Genomic DNA, 21113 nt, shown 5'->3' with positions numbered 1-21113 from the left:
CGCACCTCCAAAAATGGCGGAGAAACTGCTACTCTGGTTTTTGAAAGAAGACCTAGCAGAAGAGGTATTGGGCGATCTAGATGAAAAATTTTATAGTCAACTCAACAATTATTCAAAGGCAAAAGCAAGGAGAAATTACTGGTATCAGGTCTTCAATTATATGAGGCCTTTCGCCTTTAAATTCTTCCAGTCAAAAATCTTTAACAACACAGGTATGATTAAGCACAACTTTAAAATCAGCTATCGACAAATCCTCAGAAATAAAGCCTACTCCTTTATAAATATAGCCGGGCTTGCTATGGGTTTAGTTGTGGCTATGCTCATTGGTCTATGGGTGAAAGATGAATTAACCTTCAATAAATATCACAGTAACTACGACAATATTTATCACCTACTGAGGCATGAAAACGAAGGTGGGGAAGTATACACCAACAACTCACTAGTAACTGCTATGGGGCAATTCATCAGCACTAAATATCCAGATATGGTAGAACATACTGTGATATCTAGAGCCCGAACCCAAAATCGTGTAATAAGCTATGGCGAAAACAAATTCAGGCAAATAGGAATGTTCATGCAAGCAGGTGCGCCTGCAATGCTAGGTCTCGAAATGACCAGAGGCACTGAGGATGGCTTAAGTGATGTCAACTCAATTTTAATCTCAGAATCCTTTGCCGAACGTCTTTTCGGGAAAGAAGATCCAATGAACAAACTGGTGAAACTAGATGCTGAGGACGACCTACTAGTCACTGGTATTTATAAAGACATACCGAGTAATTCAAAGTTCTCCGATGGCAAATACTTCGCAAGAGTAGAATTGGTGATCGGGGCTGACAAAATGAATACTTGGAATAATCAGAACGTAGATATCTTCCTACAGTTAAAACCTGAAGTCGACCCAAGAACGCTAAGCAAACTTATTAATGAGGCGCTCAAACCGAATTTAACTGAAGGTGCGAGAGCAGCAGATATGGAGTTTTTTCTCCACCCGATGAAAGATTGGCATTTAAATTCTGAATGGGAAAACGGTCAACCTGTGACGAGTCAAGCCAAGCGATTTTTATGGCTTTACAGTATAATTGGACTTTTTGTACTGGTTCTGGCTTGCATCAATTTTATGAATTTAAGTACCGCTCGCTCTGAAAAACGAGCTAAAGAAGTTGGTATTAGAAAAACCTTAGGCTCGATCCGAAAACAGTTAATCGCTCAATTCTATATTGAATCATTGCTTTACAGCCTCTTGGCTTTCGGATTGTCTTTAGGGCTACTCTATGCACTACTTCCGTGGTTCAATAATGTATCGGGTAAGGAGATATCAGCTCCATGGCAAAGCCCCCAGTTTTGGTTCTTAACCAGTGGTTTTGTTTTACTCACATCAATCTTATCAGGTTCTTACCCTGCTTTTTACTTGTCTTCTTTCAAACCGATTAAAGCTATAAAAGGCACCCTCACGGGTGGCAAAAAAGCAGCATTACCAAGAAAAGTACTCGTGGTATTTCAGTTTACAATTTCCATAGCCCTAATCATTGGTACCATTACTGTGAATAACCAAATACAAACTGCTCAGAATAGGCTGGTTGGTTATACTCCAGAAGGCATGATCGCGATTAATCCAGCTTCGCCTGAAGTGATGCCTAAAAGGCAATTACTTAAGGATGAAATACTGAAAACAGGTATGGCTGCCGCAGTTGGCAGTTCCAACTACCCGGTGACAACGACTAAAGGCTGGAATCCTGGGTTTTCCTGGGAAGGAATGGACCCAAATTTCACGAGGTCATTCAATACCATTAGCATTTCTCACGGATATGGAGATGCTGTGGGTCTAAAGTTCATTGCCGGACGTGATTTTTCAGAGGAGTTAGAGACAGACAATAGAGGCATTATCATCAATAGATCTGCCATGAATGCTATGAAACTGGAAAATCCAGTAGGCACGATAGTCACCTACAAACCAAGATGGCGAGAGGCAAGAAAGTACACAATTATTGGTGTAGTTGAGGATATGATTAAGGGGTCTCCTTTTGAAGATACGTCTCTATCCGTCATGTTTCTTGATGAAGGATACATGCAATGGCTTTACATCAGACTAAACCCAGAAATTAGTGCAAGCACATCAATTCCTGCCATTGAAAAAGTTTATAACGAAATTTTTCCAGAAGCACCTTTTGATTTCACTTTCGCTGATGACGATTACAATGCAAAATTTGAGCAAGAGCAACGTGTTAGCCGTCTCGCCCAGTTTTTTAGCATACTAGCCATTTTCATAAGTTGTCTTGGATTATTTGGCCTAGCGGCATACATCGCCGAACAAAGAACCAAGGAAATCGGTATTCGGAAAGTTCTGGGTGCCAGTATCGGAACTCTGTGGAAGCTATTATCAAAAGATTTTGCCTTGTTGGTACTCATAGCTAGCATAATCTCTATCCCTATTTCATATACCGTTTTGGACGGATGGCTTTCCAGTTATCAGGTCAGGACCAAGTTATATTGGTGGATTTTCGCCGTTGGAGCTTTGAGTGGAATGTTCATCACCATGTTAACGGTAAGTTTTCAGGCTATCAAAGCTGCGATCGCTAACCCAGTGAATTCCTTAAGAAACGAGTAACTAAGACCTCTACCTAAACCGCTCGGAAACCATCGATAACAGAAGGTTTTCGGGTGACTATGGGATAATATGAAAAGCACAAAAAATCAAATCACGCCCCCCCGACTCGCTGAAAAGCTACTATGCTGGTTTTTAAAAGATGAGCTAGCTGAAGAGGTACAAGGTGATTTGGAGGAGAAGTTTTACCTAAAAATTAGGCTGAACTCCTTGAAAGAAGCTAGGAGAAATTACTGGGTTCAGGTATTTGGTTACCTCCGCCCTTTTGCATTAAAAAAGATCAACTCACCCCGACTATTCGGGATAAATAACAACACCATGTTCAAACATAATTTACTGATAAGTTATCGCAACTTATTGAAGAACAAAACTTACTCATTGATCAATATCGGAGGGCTAGCCGCTGGCATGACTGTCGCGCTCTTGATCGGCCTATGGGTCAATGATGAACTCTCATTTAACAAGTACCATGAGAACTATGATCGAATTGTTCAAGTGCTACATCAGAGAGAACGGAACAATGGTGAAGTAATGACTAACACTTCACAAGTGAGTCAACTCGGGCCTCATTTAAAGGAAAATTATCCTCACTTTTTCGATAAAGTTGTCTTGATGCCTTATCGAACGGATGAGGTTCTACTCTCAGTCGATCGAAACAGCTTCAATCAAACAGGAAGGTATATGCAACCTGATGGCCCTGAACTTTTAGGTCTAAAAATGATTCACGGTACTCGGTTGGGTTTAGAGGATATGAATTCTATTATGCTGAGTGAGAGCTTATCAAAAAAGCTCTTTGGTCAGGCAGATCCAATGGGACAACTCGTCAAATTACGCGCTATGACAGACATGATTGTCACTGGGATTTATAAGGACATCCCGAAAAATTCTGCTTTTCGAGATGCCCAGTTTGTAGCACCGCTAAGACTGTTTTACAACAATGATCCCGAATTCTTCAAGTGGGATAATTATAATATGGCCGTTTTTGGTGAACTAAAAGCCGGCGTTGATCCAAAGGTTGTTTCTGAAGCCATAGAAGAAACTATGTTTCCTCACATGAAGGGTAAAAGTAAACCTCGCGCCTTCGTAATGCCAATGGCAGAGTGGCATTTAAACGCCTATTATGAGAATGGAATTAGAAAGACAAGTCCACGATTAAGGTTCATCTGGATATATACCACCATCGGGATTTTTGTATTGCTCTTGGCTTGTACCAATTTTATGAGTCTAAGCACTGCGCGTTCTCAAAAGCGCATGAGAGAAGTAGGTGTAAGAAAGGCCATCGGTTCGATGCGATCGCAGCTGATTAGGCAGTTTCTTTCCGAATCATTTTTGTTCGTTTTGTTGGCCTTTGCTTTCTCAATCATTGCTATTGCTGCAATATTGCCTTGGTTTAATGGAATCGCAGAAAAAACTATTCCTCTCCCTTTCTCTAATCCTTCCTTTTGGTTGTACTCGGTCATTTTTATTGTGACAACCGCATTATTATCAGGGGCTTATCCCGCCTTTTATCTTTCCTCATTTAAGCCGATTCAAGCGCTAAGAGGAACCTCCAAATTTGGTAATGGCGGAAAAAGATCGCGCCAAGGTCTGGTTGTTTTTCAATTCACGATTAGCATAGCACTTGTTATAGGGACTATTGCAATTCATAATCAAACGCAGTTTGCTAAAAACAGACCCGTTGGTTATAGCCAAGAAGGATTGATGACTGTAAGGGCTCAAAACAGAGAGTATGCCGGCATCTTTGAAACCTTGCAAACTGAACTTAAAAAGACTGGAGTAGTCACGGAAATTGCTCAAGCTGCATACCCATTGACTAACACGCTAGGCCAAAATCAGGGTTTTGAGTGGACTGGACAATCGGAAGAAAGAGAATTCTCCTTCAACACCGTTTTTGTGCGGCCAGAATATGGCAGAACGGTAGGATGGAAAATCTTGCAAGGCCGAGACTTTAATGAAGACATAGCCTCCGATTTAAACAGTGGCGTAATCATCAGCGAATCAGCCGCCAAGATCATGAACCTAGACGACCCAATTGGCATGAAAATTCGAAATAAAGATGGGTTCAATGGGAAAAATGAGTACACGATTATTGGCGTAGCCACCGATATGATTAAGGAATCACCCTTCGAGCCACCCATGCCAGCATTTATCTTTCCTCTTAATGCTGACCTCAGATATTTACTCATTAGAGTAAATCCAAACGTAAGCCTATCCGAGGCTTTACCCAAAATAGAGAACACATGGAGAACACTAGCGCCAACTCATCCTTTTCGCTATAGCTTCATAGACGATCAATATGCACTAAAATTCAAAGAAGAGGAGCGCATCAGTAGTTTGGTAACACTGTTCAGTGTATTAGCCATACTCATCAGTGTTTTGGGCCTCTATGGTTTAGCTTCATTTGTTGCCGAACAACGCACCAAAGAAGTAGGAATTAGAAAAATCTTAGGTGCACCTCTGTTAAACCTTTGGAAACTTTTGACGAGCGATTTTGCAGTCCTGATCATGATTGCATCTATTATCGCTGTACCGATCTCTTACTCATCTTTGAGTCGATGGCTTGATTCTTATCAGTATAGAATTGGTCTCGATTGGTGGATTTTTGTTGTCGCTATAGTCTCAACTTTAGTCGTAACACTTTTAATCGTCAGTATACAGACTATCAAAGCCGCTTCGGCCAACCCAGTAAAATCATTAAGATCTGAGTAAAACTAAAAACATAGCACCTCCTCGCTTCGCCCAGAAGTTACTGTTAAGATTTTTGAAAGAAGACCTTGCAGAAGAAGTCTTGGGCGATCTTGAGGAAAGATATGCCAAAAAATTAGCGTTAGCCGGTACTAAAAAAGCTAAACGTGATTACTGGCGACAAGTGGCAAATTATGTAAGACCATTTGCCTTAAAAAAGAATAGGTTAATAACACTCAAAACAGGAACAATGCAACGACACTATTTAAAGATCTCATGGAGAAACTTATTAAGAGATAAGGTCTTTTCTTCAATTAAAATTGGGGGTTTTGCTGTAGGCATTGCAGCATGCATACTCATAGCACTATACATCAATCATGAGCTCAGCTATGATAAACATTACAAAGATGGCGAACGCATCTTTCGAATCGCCAATAGCTATGAAAGTGAAGAATATTCGGAATTATGGACCAATCTACATGGCCCCTTTAAACCAGTTTTAGAGGAATATATTCCTGAAATAGAAAAAGTAAGCCGTGTGGTACTCTGGAAATGGGGAAACGTAGGAGACAATCACATCCGATTGATCAATTCCCCAACCAACATCTACGAATCAGGGTTCTTTTATGCCGACCCTGAGTTATTGGAAATCCTAGAAATACCGATGGTATATGGCAGTCAAATTAGCGCCTTAGATAAGCCAAACAGCATCGTTATTTCCAAAAGCAAGGCTGATAAGTACTTCCCGAATCAGAATCCTGTTGGTCAGCAGATCGTCTTGAATGATGATTCGGAAAACGCCTATACAATCGGCGGTGTGATGGAAGATTTCCCGACCACTTCGCATTTACAGGGCGACTTTATCATGACACTGAAAGATCGTAAAAGTGGGCCTGGAACTTCTGGCTGGTGCTGTACTAACTATGATTTCTACATAAAGCTCATTCCTAATACCGATAAAACGGCCATGGAAGAGAAGTTGGTAAAGATCAGAGATACTTACGTGATCAATGAGCTAAAAGAAGCCGGCCAGACCCGTACCGATGACATTCAACTACACCAAGCCTTCTATTTACAACCCATTCAAAACATCTACCTAAATAGAGAAAACATAGGCGATAATATGAAGCATGGGACGCATGATCTGATTTGGATCTTTGGAGGAGTTGCCTTGACCATACTTCTGCTTGCAGGGCTAAACTTTATTAACCTATCTACCGCCAAGTCGGTTAAAAGAGCTAAAGAAGTCGGCTTAAGAAAAGTTGTGGGTTCTCATCGGTCAGGACTTATTGTACAACACCTCACTGAATCCTCTTTTTACAGTGTTCTTTCTGTTGCCCTTGGAGCCTTAATTGCGTGGATTATGCTACCGCTGTTTAATGAGGTAGCAGCCCAATCCATCGCTATTCCATGGAGTTCTTTTTGGTTTATTCCAACTTTATTGCTCGCCGCTTTAACCATCGGTTTGCTATCGGGAATTTACCCAGCTTTCTACTTATCAAAATTCAACCCAATCGAAGTATTGAAAGGAAGTATGACTAAGGGCACGAAGGCTTCATTTTTCAGAAATACCATGGTAGTATTTCAGTTTACAGTAACCGTTGTACTGATCATTGCTGCCATAGTTTCTCAAAAACAGTTTCAACATTTCATGACCAAGTCCTTGGGTTATGAGAAAGAACAGGTCATTAACATAATGGGATTGAATGGCTTGAACGAAAATGAGCGAAAAGTCATGAAGGAAGAAATGCTGCGCTCATCTACCGTCAAACAAGCCTCATTAGCCGATTATATCCCTGTAGAGGGTGGCAGAAGAACTAACTTCGGCTTTGGGCTCATGACAAATAGAGGCTTAAATGAAGGTTTCGAAGCATCGCGTTGGACTGTCGATGAAGACTATCTGGCGACAATGAGTATGGAAATAGTAAAGGGTAGAAATTTCGACAAGGCAATGGCTGATGAAGAATCTATCATTATTAATGAAACCATGGCGCAAGCCTTCAACTTAGAAGATCCGTTAGGTGTTCAAGTCATAGATATGTTTGACGATAAATACCGCATTATCGGTGTGGTCAAAGACTTTTATTTCGAATCATTAACGGGTTCCATCCGACCGCTTGCTATGGTTTTAGGCAGTGGTAGAGAAACGCTTTCACTGAAGGTAGATGCTAGTAATGTTGAGCAGACTTTATCGTCTATTCAATACACATGGGATAAGTTCAAGCCAAACCAGCCACTGCGATACAGTTTTATGGATCAAAAATTTGAGCAAATGTATGAAGGCCTAACCCAAGCCAAGTTATTACTGGTGATATTTTCGATTTTATCAGTGACTATTGCCTGCTTAGGGTTATTTGCACTTTCTGCCTATTCGGTCGATCAAAGAATTAAGGAAGTCAGTGTTCGTAAAGTACTTGGTGCCAGTGCACAGCGGATCTTTAAACTACTCGCATCGGATTTTATAAAACTCATATTAATTGCCATTGCGATTGCCATACCTGCAGGCTATTACCTGATGGACGAATTGCTCGGTGATATGGCCAATAGAATCGATTTATCTTGGTCAATCTTTGGTTTGGCTGCGCTAATGGCCTTCACTATCGCTTTGATTACCGTGAGTTTTGAATCATTCAAAGCTGCTACCGTAAACCCAGCTGCAAGATTGAGGTCTGAGTGATCGGCCTAAAAAACCATATCGGTCCTCCACGACTCGCCGAAAAGCTATTACTCTGGTTTTTGAAAGAGGATTTAGCGGAAGAGGTTCAAGGCGATCTGGAGGAAAAATTCTATCAAACACTGGAAACACATTCGAGCGCAAAAGCAAAAAGGAATTATTGGTTTCAGGTGCTAAACTACCTTAGACCTTTTGCCTTTAAAAAATATCGGTCACCCCGAATCTTCGGGAAAAACTCAACTATTATGTTCAAACACAATCTATTAATCTCATTCAGAAGTTTTAGGCGCTACAAAAGCACCTTTTTGATCAATCTTTTTGGACTGGCAACAGGATTGGCCAGTGCGTTATTGATTTATCTGTGGGTGAATGATGAAATTAAGACAGATAAATTTCATGAAAAAGATAGCGATCGGCATGTTCAAGTTATCCATACTTATCCTACTTCAGGCACTTACCACACTGAAACAGATGGATCAACCCCAAACCCGTTATTTGAAAGGTTACCAAAAGATTTACCTGAAATTGAATATGCTTTTCCTGTCAAAGCTTATCAAGGCTACAAAGGCGTTCTCTCATTCGAAGAAAATAAAGCTCGAGCTCGATATCAATTCATTGGAAAAGGCTATTTCAATGTATTTCCGGGGGACTTTATCCATGGAAACAAACATGAAATACTGTCTGATAAAGGAGAAGTAGCGATTTCAGAGAAACTGGCCATCAGTTTATTCGATACCACCGACGATGCCGTAGGCCAACTTGTAGAGTTCAAAGATGAATTCTATGAAGGCGTATATCTCGTCACAGGAATCTTTAAAAAGACCAAGAACAATTCGGCTGACTTTGACATGCTCTTTAGCTATGAACTTTTCAAAAATCCAGACCTAATGCAATGGTACAACAGTGGTACTCAAGCGCACTTAGTCCTCAAAGAAGGGGTGGATTTGGCTGAGTTTAACACTAAACTCAAAACCTATCTAACCACATTATCTGAGAATTGGAAAGATATTCTTTATGCTCAACCTTACTCGGAAAGATATCTCTACGGCAAATTTGAGATTGGTGTACCGGTCTCTGGAAGAATCATTTATGTGCGACTCTTTTCCCTGATAGCCATTGCTATTTTAATCATAGCCTGTATTAACTACATGAATTTCTCTACTGCTCAAGCCTCAAGAAAAATAAAGGAAATCGGTGTGAAAAAGGCTATTGGCGCAGGCCGAAAGTCCCTTGTTTTACAGTATTTCGGAGAATCTGTGTCTATGGCTTTTCTTGCATTATTAGTGGCCATAGGTATAGCTTTCCTGCTTCTTCCACAATTCAATGAAATCACCGGAAAGGTATTGACCTTTACTTTCTCCAAGGATGTCGTAATTGCTATTTTATCGATAACCTTGTTTACCGGGTTTGTCTCGGGAATCTATCCAGCACTTTTACTTTCAAACTTTAATCCTATCGTCGCGCTGAAAGGGAAATTGAAGAGTGGTGGAAATAGCATTTGGCTACGCAAGGGACTAGTGATCTTCCAATTCGTAGTCTCAGTGATAATGATCGCTTCGGTGATCGTAGTCTACAAGCAGGTGGAGTTTATTCAAACCACAAATCTAGGTTATGAAAAAGATCACATCGTCACTTTCCCAAAAGAAGGCAAACTCAAAACGGACTTCGAGCCTTTTCTTTCAGGGCTAAGGAACATTCCTGGCGTTGTAAAAGCATCGCAAATGAGTGGTGAATTACCAGGCGAAGTCTATTACACGCAAGGCTTCAAATGGGAAGGTATGGGTGAGGACGATAAAAGTTTAAGGTTTTACAATATCCGTGGCGGATATGACCTGATCGACTTACTGGATATAGAGCTGAAAGAAGGGCGTAACTTTTCTAGGGACTTTCCTACTGATAAAGATGCTTATATATTAAATGAGGCAGCTGTTGAGATGATGCAATTAAAAGACCCGATCGGACAGAAGATTGGCAACTTTAACCCGAGAGTTAGTGCCAAAGAAGTAATTGGCGTAGTGGGAAATTTCCATTTCGAATCTATGCAAGAAAAAGTCAAGCCTTTGTTTTTCAGATTGACTGATAGCGGGTCGAAGTTCGTTGTAAAAATGGCCGCTGGAACGGAAAGAGAAACAATAGAACGAATCGAACAACTATACGAAAGCCTAAACGAGGGTTATCTTTTTGAATACAAGTTTTTAGATGATGACTACCAAGCGATATACGCGGCAGAGGAACGCATCACAGTGCTTTCGAAATATTTTGCTGGAATAGCCATTGCTATCTCTTTCCTTGGCCTTTTGGCGCTAACTACTTTTAGCACGCAGCGTAGATTTAAAGAAATTGCCATTAGAAAAGTCTTAGGGTCTACGAGTACGGCAATCGCTCAGATGCTGTCTCGAGAGTTTATTTTACTAGTATTCACAGCCATCATTATAGCCTTACCAATAAGTTATTATCTGACACAGAATTGGCTGGATGGATTTGCCTACAGAATTGAATTAAAGTTCATCTATTATATAATTGCTGGAATTCTCATGATGACGGTAGCTTGGCTCACCATCATGACACAAACCGCAAAATCTTCCAAAGTGAACGTTACAGAAAGTCTAAAGGATGAATAATGTCCTTCCTCAGGATTGTCTCCAGTGCTATAAATTTGCACTGGAGACCACTTTTACTTATCCCAACCAACAGTCAACCCTCCTCTCCTAATCAGGAATAGACCCCACGTAATTTAAAAAAAGAAGAAAATTAAAGGAGGTATGCAACCTTCCTAAATGTTTATTCTCTTTTCCGTAATATAGTTCAATTATGATGCTATATGTAAAAAGAAGAGTGAATGAAAAAACTGAAATTAGGAGCCTTCGAAGAACTTGTTCTACTAACCACAGGTGTACTGCAAGACAATGCCTATGGGGTCACCATCAAATTAGAACTTGAAGAACAACTCAACAAAAGCATAAGTCTTGGAGCGCTATATTCTGCGCTGCAACGATTGGAAGAAAAGGGTTGGGTGAACTCTAGAATTGGTGGAATCACAGAAAAACAAGGAGGCAGAAGAAAACAGTATTTCGATATTACCAAAGAAGGCATGTCCATACTCGATGAGGTACGCGCTATGCGAAACTCCCTCTTCGATCGCCTTCCACAAGCCAAAATCAATCTCATCAAACCATGAGTCTCGGGCGACAAAAAACACGGCCACCAAGAATTGCCAAGTGGCTACTAGAGAGCTTTTGTTCTTATGACTTCCTGTCCACAGCACTTTGGGATATGGAAGAGCTATTTCATCGAAATGTAAAAACTAAAGGAATCCACAAAGCTAAATGGCTCTATTTAAGAGAGGCAATTAGCGTTGTCACCTACCTCTTTTTCAAAGGAAAAAGTCAATACTCAACAAACAAAACCGCTATGATAAAACACTACATTCTTATCTCATTTAGGAGCTTCAAACGCTATAGAAGCACTTTCCTAATCAACCTTTTCGGCTTAGCCACTGGCCTTGCAAGTGCCCTCATGATATACCTATGGGTAAATGACGAATTGCATATGGGACAATTCGAGGAAAAGGACAGTGATCGGCATTTTCAGGTTTTGGTAAATACAAAATATTCCAGTGATATAAACACGAAAGAATATGCGCTGATGCCATTGGCGAAAGCGATGGAAGAAGAGTTTCCTGAAGTGGAAAAGGGAATACCCGTTATGGCAGAACCTTATTATAAGGGTGTGCTTTCTCACGAGGGCAACGACCTATGGGCAGTACCCATTTTTGCAGGTGATGGGTACTTCGATATCTTCCAATCTGACTTTTTAGCTGGTAATAAAGCCAATGCTTTGGATAATAACGGAGTGGTTATCTCCACAAAGTTGGCGAACAGCCTTTTTAGAGGTGCCGAAAATGCCATGGGTAAGACAGTTCAATTCAAGGGTGAATATCATCAAGGGCCCTTTGTGGTAACAGGAGTATTTAAGCCTGCTGAAGATGACATAATTCCTCATGACATCCTTTTAAGCTTCGACCATTTTTTAAGTTGGAGACCAGAGAATAATAACTGGAATAACGGGGGAACTCAAGTTCATTTGGTGTTGAAGGACGGAGTTGATATTGATCAGTTTAACGCAAAAATCTATGACATACTCGACAAATTCGCTGGGTACGATGACAAGCTATTTGTACAGAAATATTCTGATAAATATCTCTATGGAAAATATGTAAATGGAGTTCCAGTTGCCGGACGCATTGTATATGTAAAGATTTTCTCACTCATCGCGGTCTTTATTTTAATCATTGCTTGTATCAACTACATGAACTTATCTACCGCCCAAGCCTCACGGAGAGTTAAGGAAATTGGTGTAAAGAAGGCCATTGGCGCTCAAAGAAGAGCATTGATTTATCAATTTTTCAGCGAAAGTATATTCATTACATTTCTGTCTCTCCTTTTGGCAGTTGGAATAGCTACTATATTCCTTCCCTCCTTTAATACCATTACAGGAAAGTCACTGGCGATTGGTCAAGCTTCTCACCTCGTGCTGCCAGCCCTAACCCTTACTATTCTTACTGGTTTAATTGCCGGAATTTACCCTGGTCTTTATCTGTCTGGTTTCAAGCCGGTATTAGCGCTAAAAGGAAAACTACAGGCCAGTTCGGGTGGTCTTTGGCTTCGAAAAGGACTGGTTGTATTTCAGTTTGCTACTTCTGTAGTGCTAGTAATCTCAGCAGTAGTCATTTACCAACAAATGAGCTTCATAAGTGCGTCGAATCTGGGTTATGATCAGGAACAGCTTGTTTCTTTTAATCGAGATGGCAAACTGTACGAAGGCGATGCGGAAGCCTTTATGGGCGAAGTCCGAAACCTAAGTGGCGTGGTCAGTATGTCCTACCTCTGGGGGGAATTACCGGGACAAGTGAGCGGTGGTAGCGGCATGCAATGGGAAGACATGGATCGAGAAGCTCCAAGAGTCGACTTTAGTTTCATAGAAGGTGGTTACGAAATGGCTGAAGTTTTGGGTGTAGAATTCAAAGAAGGTAGGTCGTTATCTAAAGAATTTGCCACCGATGAAGTAGCGGTTGTCTTAAATGAATCCGCTGCACAGATTATCGGATATGATGCACCTGTTGGTAGAAGGTTCTATAATGGTCATGATGTAGGTGAGGTTGTAGGCTTAGTCAAAGACTTTCACTTCGAGGGCTTTCAAAAAGAAATCGGCCCTTTCTTCTTTATGTATAGTGAAGACGGAGATCGTTTCATGACCAAGATCAGGCCAGAAAATCAAATGGAAACCATTAGAGCCATTGAAAAACTGCATGAATCTTTTAACCCCGGGTACCCCTTTATATTTGAGTTTGTCGATGACAGCTATCAACAAGTTTACCTTGAGGAAAAGCGAATTTCAACCCTTTCCAAGTACTTTTCGGGTATTGCTATTACGATTTCTTGCCTAGGACTTTTGGCACTTACTGCTTTTAGTACCCAAAGAAGATTCAAGGAGATAGCTATCAGGAAAGTACTTGGATCTAGCAATAGTGGCATCATGAGACTTCTATCTAAAGAATTCACAGTCTTAGTACTTCTCGCCATTCTCATTGCCGTACCAATCGGGTTTTACCTCATGAAAAACTGGTTAGATGGTTTTGCGTATCGCATCAGTTTAGAACCAGTATACTTCGTTTTATCTGGGGTAGTAATGCTACTATTTGCTTGGTTAACCATCGTGAGTCAAACGGCTAAATCTGCTAGCGTCAATATCACAGAAAGTTTAAGAAGTGAATAAGCAATTCAGAAACCAAGGGGAGGGTAAGCCGAAACCTCCCCGATTTGCCAAGTGGTTATTAGAGAGCTTCTGCTCTTATGATTTCCTATCGACCGCCCTTTGGGACTTGGAGGAATTATTTGATCACAATGTGAAAACCAAAGGCCTAACAACAGCCAAGTTTCTCTATCTGCTAGAGACTCTTAGCATTATAACTCACCTTTTCTTCAAAGGAAAAAGTCACTACTCAACTAACAAAACAGCCATGTTCAAACATACCCTCCTACTATTTTTCAGAAACTTCAAACGCTATCGCAGTGCTTCGCTGATCAATCTATTTGGTCTTTCTATAGGTCTAGCTAGTGGATTACTAATCTATTTATGGGTGAATCACGAAATAAGCCAGGGTAACTTCAATGAAAAAGATAGCGACAGACACTATCAAGTTTTATCTAGTTTCGTCACGGGAGATGGTTACGAAACCAATACGAAAGGTAGCACACCTAACCCGCTGGCAGATGCCATGAACGAAGAATTTCCTGAAGTAGATTATGCTATTCCTGTTGCAACAAACAAATTCTATCGAGGAACTTTAGCCTATGGAGCAAATAAAGTGGATGCAATGCCGCAATACATCGGATCTGCCTATTTCAATGTATTTCCACTAGACTTTATCGCAGGCGATAAGTCAAATGCCTTAAGGAATAAAAATGAGATCATTATCTCAAAAAAGATGGCACTCAACCTATTCGCATCAAGCCAAGAAGCACTAGGCAAGACTGTGAAATTTGAAAACGAGAAAGGCTTTGATGGAACCCATATTGTTTCTGGTGTTTTTGAAAAACCAAGTCATCATAGAGCTGAATTTGATATTCTTTTCAGCTATGAACTTTTTAGAGATCAGGAAGAACTAATGAAATGGTACAATGGAGGAACTCAAGTTCATTTGGTGATGACTCCAGGTGTAGACATGGACGAGTTCAATGAGAAAATCAGATCATTTTTGTCCACTAAGACTCAGAGTTCACTAGAGATTCTATTCGCCCAAAGATTTGCTGACCGATACCTATATGATCAATATGCAGACGGTCGGCCCGTCGGAGGGCGTATCGCTTACGTTAGACTGTTTTCTCTTGTGGCTATTTTTATTCTTTTTATCGCCTGCATCAATTACATGAACTTCTCCACAGCCAAAGCTGACAGAAGAGTCAAAGAGATCGGGTTGAAAAAGGCTATAGGTGCCCACCGAAAAAATCTGATTCTCCAACATTTTGGAGAGTCGATTTTGATGTCTCTATTGGCCCTTGCAGGTGCTTTGGTTCTGGTGTTTGCGCTGCTGCCTAAATTCAATAAAGTACTCAATCAAGAAGTGACTTTTGAGCTTAATCCTGAAATCATTTTTGGATTTCTCACCATCGCTTTGATCACTGGACTCATTTCGGGAATTTACCCTGCCATTCACTTATCTGGATTCAAAACTGTTGTCGCTTTGAAAGGAAAACTATCAAGTGGATTCAGTAGCCTATGGATCAGAAAAGGTCTAGTGGTATTCCAGTTCGCTATTTCAATAATCTTAGTGGTTTCGGTACTTGTGATGTACAAACAAATCGAATACATACAGACCACCGACTTAGGTTATGATAAAGACCACATTGTCACCTTCCCCAAAGATGGTAAGCTTAAAAACGATTTTGACGATTTCCTGACAGAAGTAAAAAAGATCCCTGGAGTTCTTAAAGCCTCTCATATGAGAGGTGTGTTACCAGGAAGAATTTCTTATTCACAAGGATACGGTTGGAAGGGAATGGATAAGTCAGAAGATTGGAGAATTCGGTTCTATCAAATTCAAGGAGGTTACGACCTAATCGAGCTTTTAGGAATAAAAGTCATTGAAGGGCGAACTTTCTCAAAAGACTTTGCTACCGACAAAGACGCCTTAATCCTCAACCAAGCCGCATTAGACATTATCAAATATGATCGCCCTATTGGTGAGCAATTTTATGCCAATAGAAGAATGCATAAAATCATAGGCGTTGTAGAAGATTTTCACTACCAGTCGCTAAGAGAAAGCATCGCTCCCTTCATATTTTCATTGAATGATGGCGGAGACAACTTTTTAGTAAAAATGCAGGCAGGTTTAGAAAAAGAAACGCTTGAGAATGTTCAGGAATTATACGAGTCTTTTAATCCAGGACATCTTTTTGAATTCAATTTTATGGACGAAAACTATCAGGCTGTTTATGTATCTGAAAAGCGCATTAATACACTTGCAAAGTATTTCGCTATAGTTGCCATAACCATATCGTGTCTGGGACTATTGGCGTTAACTTCTTTCAGTGCTCAAAGAAGAACTAAGGAAATAGCCATCAGAAAAGTTTTAGGCTCAAGTGGACTAGGAATCATCTACCTTCTCTCCCGCGAGTTCGCATTACTAGTTCTGACCTCTATTCTGGTTGCTTTACCTGTCGGCTATTATCTGATGCAAAACTGGCTTGAAACCTTTGCCTATAGAATAAGTCTGAAACCTGTACACTTCGTTTTAACAAGTATACTGATGTTGGTTCTAGCCTGGCTAACTGTGGCTATACAAACCGCTCGGTCAACCAGTGTCAACATTTCAGAAAGCTTAAGAAACGAAGGATAGAATGAATTCTCAAAATCCAAAAATTCAACCTCCCCGATTTGCAAAGTGGTTATTAGAGAGCTTTTGCTCTTATGATTTCCAATCAACTGCCCTTTGGGACTTGGAGGAATTATTTGATCGCAATGTAAAAACCAAAGGCCCAACAACGGCCAAGTTTCTCTATTTGATAGAGACTCTTAGCATCATATCTCACCTTTTTTTCAAGGGAAAAAGTCAATACTCAATTAATAAAACAGCCATGTTCAAACACAACCTCTTAATCTCATTTAGAAGCTTTAAACGCTTTAAAGGTACATTCCTGATCAACTTATTCGGTTTGGCTAGTGGTTTAGCCTGCACCTTCTTAATCTATCTCTGGGTGTCCGATGAAATGAATACGGATAAATTCTACGAAAACGAAGACCGTATCTATCAAATCCTGAGTAATAGAATTGACAACGGACAAATTGTGACAAGGACTTCCATGCCAGGTCGATTGTCAGAGGAGTTAATGGCTCGTTTTCCAGAAGTAGAGGCTGCTTCCATGGTATGGACTCCCGAAATTTTTGGTACCAAAGGTTATGTTACTCTAGAAGAAGAGCAAATCAGAGCTAGGCCTCAATATGTAAATCCAGCGTATATCCAAGTCACCTCTTTGCCGTTAGTTTCTGGCAACACAAAAACGGCATTGAAAAACGAATCTGATGTGCTCATCTCAGAATCGCTTGCCATCAAACTTTATGGAACCACAGAAAACCTTATCGGAAATACGATCGATTGGAATGAAAGCCGAGCAACAACGGGTGTTTATATGATCGCAGGTGTTTTCAAAAACCTACCCAAGAACTCCACGCTACAATTTGACTTGTTGCTCAATGTAGAAGTCATGATGAAGGCTTACAAGTACATGGAGAATTGGGGCAATACCAATCCAGACGCCCTAGTCCTTTTGAAAGAAGGAGCGTCGCCAGATGATTTCAATAAAAAGATTGAAAAGCTGATCCAAAGCAAGGTTCAAAAGTCAAAAACGACACTCTTTGCTCAAAAATTCTCAGAAAGATATCTCAATGGTAATTACGAGAATGGCGAAGTTGCCGGCGGTAGAATTGCTTATGTAAATCTCTTCTCCATTGTTGCCCTAATCATACTGGTCATTGCTTGTATCAACTTCATGAACTTGAGCACGGCGAAAGCGGCAAGTCGTTTAAAAGAAATTGGCGTGAAAAAGGCGATCGGTGCTCAAAGAAGAACTCTCATCGGACAGTATTTTACTGAGTCATTTTTATTGACTTTTCTGGGAGTCGTCATTGCGTTTATTATCGTCAATGCCATACTTCCCCAATTCAATCAGGCCACTGGGAAGTCGCTCTCCGTTAATCTTTCCTTAAAAGAACTAGGGTTCATAGGCTTGATCATGTTAATCACCGGGATATTGGCAGGCAGTTACCCTGCACTATACTTATCTCGACTCAAAACAACTGAATCTCTGAAGGGCAAACTCGTAAAAAACTTTAGTGAATTAATGGTCCGAAAAGGACTAGTTGTCTTTCAATTCGCTGTTTCGGTAATCTTGATTTTCAGTGTTTTAATTATCTCTAAACAGGTAGACTACATACAAAAAAAGAACCTTGGATACGATCGAAATAACGTCGTTAAATTTGACAATACTGGCATTGATGATTCTGCCTACGAAGGTTTTTTGGCATCGTTAGAGACGATCTCTGGAGTGATCAGTACGGCTTCAACTGGTCATGATTTAACTGGCGATCACGGGTCGACGAGGCTGAGTTGGCCGGGACAAGATCCCGATCAAAATTTTCAGTTTATCAATCTAGAAATGAGTTCTGGCTTTATTGAAACCATGGGGATAGAACTCATCCAAGGTCGAACATTTGAGCGTAACCGACAGAATGAAGAAGGTAAAATCATCTTCAATGAAACGGCTATTAAATTAATGGGGCTGAAAGATCCAATCGGAAAAGTGATCAAACTTTGGGGCGATGAAAGGGAGATTATTGGTGTGGTCAAAGACTTTCACGCTGAATCGCTTTACGAAACCATCCAACCAACACTAATCCAAGCCTATCCCATCTTGAACAGTACTATTGTGAAAATTCAGGGCGGTACCATTGCAAACACCTTGGGTCAAATAGAAGATAAATTCAAGGAGTTCAGTAAGGGACTACCTTTCGAATATAAGTTTCTCGATACTGACTACATGGCCATGTATAAAAGCGAGCAACGTATTTCAATGCTTTCTAAATTCTTTGCTGCTGTTGCAATTATTATCTCTTGCCTTGGCCTATTGGGCCTAACAATCTTCACGGCAGAAAGGAGAACAAAAGAAATTGGTATTAGAAAAGTACTGGGCTCAGGAAATTGGAGAATCGTTCGGTTATTATCGATGGATTTCACCAAAATGGTAACTCTTTCGCTCTTGATCGGATTACCGACTAGCTACTTAATGGCTGAAAGGTGGCTTCAAGGCTTTGCCTATGGTACTAAACTAACACCGATGTATTCGATATTCTGTGGGGTATTCATTCTTGCAATCGCTTGGTTTACTGTGGGTTTCCATACATTGAAAGCAGCGCGCAGAAACCCAGTAACAACTTTAAGATCAGAATAACTCAAAAAAAGGAGCTTCTACCGCAAGTTTTGTTTCAGGTTCTCATCTATAGATGAAACGAAACTTGCGTTATGAAAATTAAACTAGGACTCTCATTTTTATTTTTAGCCCTGCTCATATGGAGTTGCGGTAATAGTGACGATACCGAAACGGATACTGATACTGATTTGGATGAAGAAGTAGAATTATCTGCGGCTTTCGAAGAATTCGATAACGATAACTTAAACATATACCTAGATGGAAGTCAGGTTGTTATCGAAACCAATGGACTCCCAAATCATACATCACCCTACTGGTCGAATACCACCGCGAGAACTGCTCAAAATGGCAACATGACGCTGACCACTCCAGCAGCATCCGTAAATCATGCCTTATTTGTAGAGCCAACAGTGACTTCTCATGAACAAATGGCGCCCGGCAATATCGATGATTTCAACGGATCTTATACTTTACGGGTACCAGCCAACCCTACACTCGCAAGTTCCTCATCTGCCACTGGGCTTGGTGCTATTGGAATAGCCATAAGTGGAGCCGTTATTTATAATGATCAGGAAGGCCCTAATGTACCTTTAGATGACGCTGCTCCTTCACTGGACTATTCTGGTGCTCATACGGGTCCGCAGAGTTATCATTATCATTTAGAACCAAAAGCTTGGTCAAGTGATGACACGGCATTAATCGGGATAATCTCTGACGGCTTCTTTCTTTATGGTAGAAAATGCGCATCAAATGGTACCTACCCTACGGATTTAGATAGTTCTGGCGGACATACGGCAACGACCCAATTCCATAGTACGGCCATTTACCACTACCATACTCAAAATGAGTTGTATCTAAATCAGTACTACATTTTATTCCCAGGCGATTATCAAGGAACTCCCAATGCGATCAATTAGAGTATTATTTGGAAGTATTTTTCTGACGGCCATTTGCGCTTTCGGGCTCAAATATAACTCAGTGCCTAAAAGCCACATGGTTATCAATAAAGTGAGCCTTGAATTGAATGCTCAAAAAGGATTGTTTTTATATAATAACGAACCATTTACGGGTACCGCCCTATCATTATCGACAGATAGTATTGCTATGGAAAGCGCTAGTTTTCTAAAGGGTAAGCGGCATGGCCAAATGGTGAAGTTTTTTGTTAATGGATCGAAAAGTTACGAAGCCAATTACAAATGGGGCAAATTAGATGGCAAGGTCTACTCTTGGTGGAAAAATGGACAAAAACGATCTGAATCTACTTTTGAAGAAGGAGTTTTAAATGGGGTACAAAAGAAATGGTACCAATCTGGCGCACTCTTTAAAGAAACGAACTTGATTGGAGGTAAGGAATCAGGGTTGCAAAGGGCTTGGCGCGAAAATGGCAAGCTATACGTTAATTACGAGGCAAAAAATGGCAGAATTTACGGACTTAAACGGTCTACACTTTGCTATCAATTAAACGATGAAGTTATAAGTTATGAAGACTAAGCTATTAACGATATTATGCGTGGGTTTAGTGGCATCTTGTGCCAACAAGAAATCTACTAATTCGGTCGAGTCAAAAACTGAATTACCTTATTATCAAGAGGCTACCTTTACCCCTAAATGGATAGCCGAGGATAGTCCTGAACTTGAAAAGTTCCATAAGATTCCATCCTTTTCTTTAATCAATCAATTGGGGGAAATAGTGACAGAAAAAAGCCTCGAGGGTAAAATTTACGTTACCGACTTCTTTTTCACTAGTTGCCCTGGTATTTGTCCTAAAATGACCACCAACATGAAATTGGTACAAGAAGCATTTTTAGAAGATGACAATGTAATGCTATTATCGCACTCTGTTACTCCCGTGATGGACAGTGTATCTGTATTGAAGTCCTACGCGGATAGAAATGACATTGATGCCAAAAAGTGGCAGTTGCTAACGGGCGATCGGCAAGTGATTTATGACCTTGGAAGGAAATCTTACTTTGTGGAAGAAGACCAAGGCTTAGAAAAAACTGAAGACGAGTTTCTACACACCGAAAACTTCGTACTTATTGATCAAAACAGACATATTCGCGGTATTTATAACGGTTTAAATAAGGTTTCAGTAGCACAATTGATTGCTGACATCAAGACGCTAAAGGAATCATTAGCCACCGAAAAATCTGAACAACCTTTCTAA

The 21113-nt window shown here is 40.5% G+C and carries 11 protein-coding genes and 1 pseudogene; all 12 read left to right on the top strand.

The window, feature by feature from the left end:
• Positions 1-13: 13 nt before the first annotated feature.
• The 12 genes and pseudogenes from BFP71_RS09650 (at position 14) to BFP71_RS09600 (ending at position 21113) form a co-directional block, all read left to right on the top strand.
• A complete protein-coding gene (locus tag BFP71_RS09650) occupies positions 14-2605 on the top strand; it encodes an FtsX-like permease family protein (RefSeq protein ID WP_069835271.1) in 2592 nt (863 codons plus the stop codon).
• 69 nt (positions 2606-2674) lie between these two features.
• On the top strand, positions 2675-5311 hold the full coding sequence (locus BFP71_RS09645; RefSeq protein ID WP_069835270.1) for an ABC transporter permease: 2637 nt from the start codon (positions 2675-2677) through the stop codon (positions 5309-5311).
• The gene (locus BFP71_RS09640) at positions 5304-7964 is read left to right on the top strand and encodes an ABC transporter permease (protein WP_317040723.1); all 2661 of its coding nucleotides are present in this window, start codon (positions 5304-5306) and stop codon (positions 7962-7964) included. Before BFP71_RS09645 ends, BFP71_RS09640 begins: the two co-directional genes overlap by 8 nt.
• Positions 7961-10582 (top strand): FtsX-like permease family protein, encoded by a 2622-nt coding sequence (locus BFP71_RS09635; RefSeq protein WP_088124967.1) that lies wholly within the window; start codon positions 7961-7963, stop codon positions 10580-10582. The genes BFP71_RS09640 and BFP71_RS09635 overlap by 4 nt, the downstream gene beginning before the upstream one ends.
• A 218-nt stretch (positions 10583-10800) precedes the next feature.
• The gene (locus BFP71_RS09630; protein ID WP_069835269.1) at positions 10801-11139 is read left to right on the top strand and encodes a PadR family transcriptional regulator; all 339 of its coding nucleotides are present in this window, start codon (positions 10801-10803) and stop codon (positions 11137-11139) included.
• The gene (locus tag BFP71_RS09625; RefSeq protein WP_088124966.1) at positions 11136-13736 is read left to right on the top strand and encodes an ABC transporter permease; all 2601 of its coding nucleotides are present in this window, start codon (positions 11136-11138) and stop codon (positions 13734-13736) included. Before BFP71_RS09630 ends, BFP71_RS09625 begins: the two co-directional genes overlap by 4 nt.
• Complete coding sequence (locus BFP71_RS09620; RefSeq protein ID WP_088124965.1) at positions 13729-16359, top strand: ABC transporter permease; 2631 nt, start codon at positions 13729-13731, stop codon at positions 16357-16359. Before BFP71_RS09625 ends, BFP71_RS09620 begins: the two co-directional genes overlap by 8 nt.
• A gap of 1 nt (position 16360) precedes the next feature.
• A pseudogene (locus tag BFP71_RS19505) lies at positions 16361-16552 on the top strand (permease prefix domain 2-containing transporter); the annotation flags it as partial.
• Positions 16553-16597: 45 nt separating this feature from the next.
• A complete protein-coding gene (locus BFP71_RS09615; RefSeq protein ID WP_069837025.1) occupies positions 16598-18967 on the top strand; it encodes an ABC transporter permease in 2370 nt (789 codons plus the stop codon).
• 71 nt (positions 18968-19038) lie between these two features.
• Positions 19039-19863 (top strand): YHYH protein, encoded by an 825-nt coding sequence (locus tag BFP71_RS09610; RefSeq protein ID WP_069835268.1) that lies wholly within the window; start codon positions 19039-19041, stop codon positions 19861-19863.
• Positions 19850-20437, top strand: a complete 588-nt coding sequence (locus tag BFP71_RS09605; protein ID WP_222843477.1) for a toxin-antitoxin system YwqK family antitoxin — start codon at positions 19850-19852, stop codon at positions 20435-20437. Before BFP71_RS09610 ends, BFP71_RS09605 begins: the two co-directional genes overlap by 14 nt.
• Positions 20427-21113, top strand: a complete 687-nt coding sequence (locus BFP71_RS09600) for an SCO family protein (protein ID WP_069835267.1) — start codon at positions 20427-20429, stop codon at positions 21111-21113. The genes BFP71_RS09605 and BFP71_RS09600 overlap by 11 nt, the downstream gene beginning before the upstream one ends.

Source organism: Roseivirga misakiensis, from assembly GCF_001747105.1.
Classification (GTDB): domain Bacteria; phylum Bacteroidota; class Bacteroidia; order Cytophagales; family Cyclobacteriaceae; genus Roseivirga; species Roseivirga misakiensis.
Note: the sequence above shows the minus strand (reverse complement) of the source record. Positions and strands in the feature narration are given on the sequence as shown.

Coding starts and splice junctions, on each gene's coding strand:
- BFP71_RS09650 (WP_069835271.1), top strand. CDS start 14: ATGGCGGAGAAACTGCTACTCTGGTTTTTGAAAGAAGACCTAGCAGAA.
- BFP71_RS09645 (WP_069835270.1), top strand. CDS start 2,675: ATGAAAAGCACAAAAAATCAAATCACGCCCCCCCGACTCGCTGAAAAG.
- BFP71_RS09630 (WP_069835269.1), top strand. CDS start 10,801: ATGAAAAAACTGAAATTAGGAGCCTTCGAAGAACTTGTTCTACTAACC.
- BFP71_RS09625 (WP_088124966.1), top strand. CDS start 11,136: ATGAGTCTCGGGCGACAAAAAACACGGCCACCAAGAATTGCCAAGTGG.
- BFP71_RS09615 (WP_069837025.1), top strand. CDS start 16,598: ATGTTCAAACACAACCTCTTAATCTCATTTAGAAGCTTTAAACGCTTT.
- BFP71_RS09610 (WP_069835268.1), top strand. CDS start 19,039: ATGAAAATTAAACTAGGACTCTCATTTTTATTTTTAGCCCTGCTCATA.
- BFP71_RS09605 (WP_222843477.1), top strand. CDS start 19,850: ATGCGATCAATTAGAGTATTATTTGGAAGTATTTTTCTGACGGCCATT.
- BFP71_RS09600 (WP_069835267.1), top strand. CDS start 20,427: ATGAAGACTAAGCTATTAACGATATTATGCGTGGGTTTAGTGGCATCT.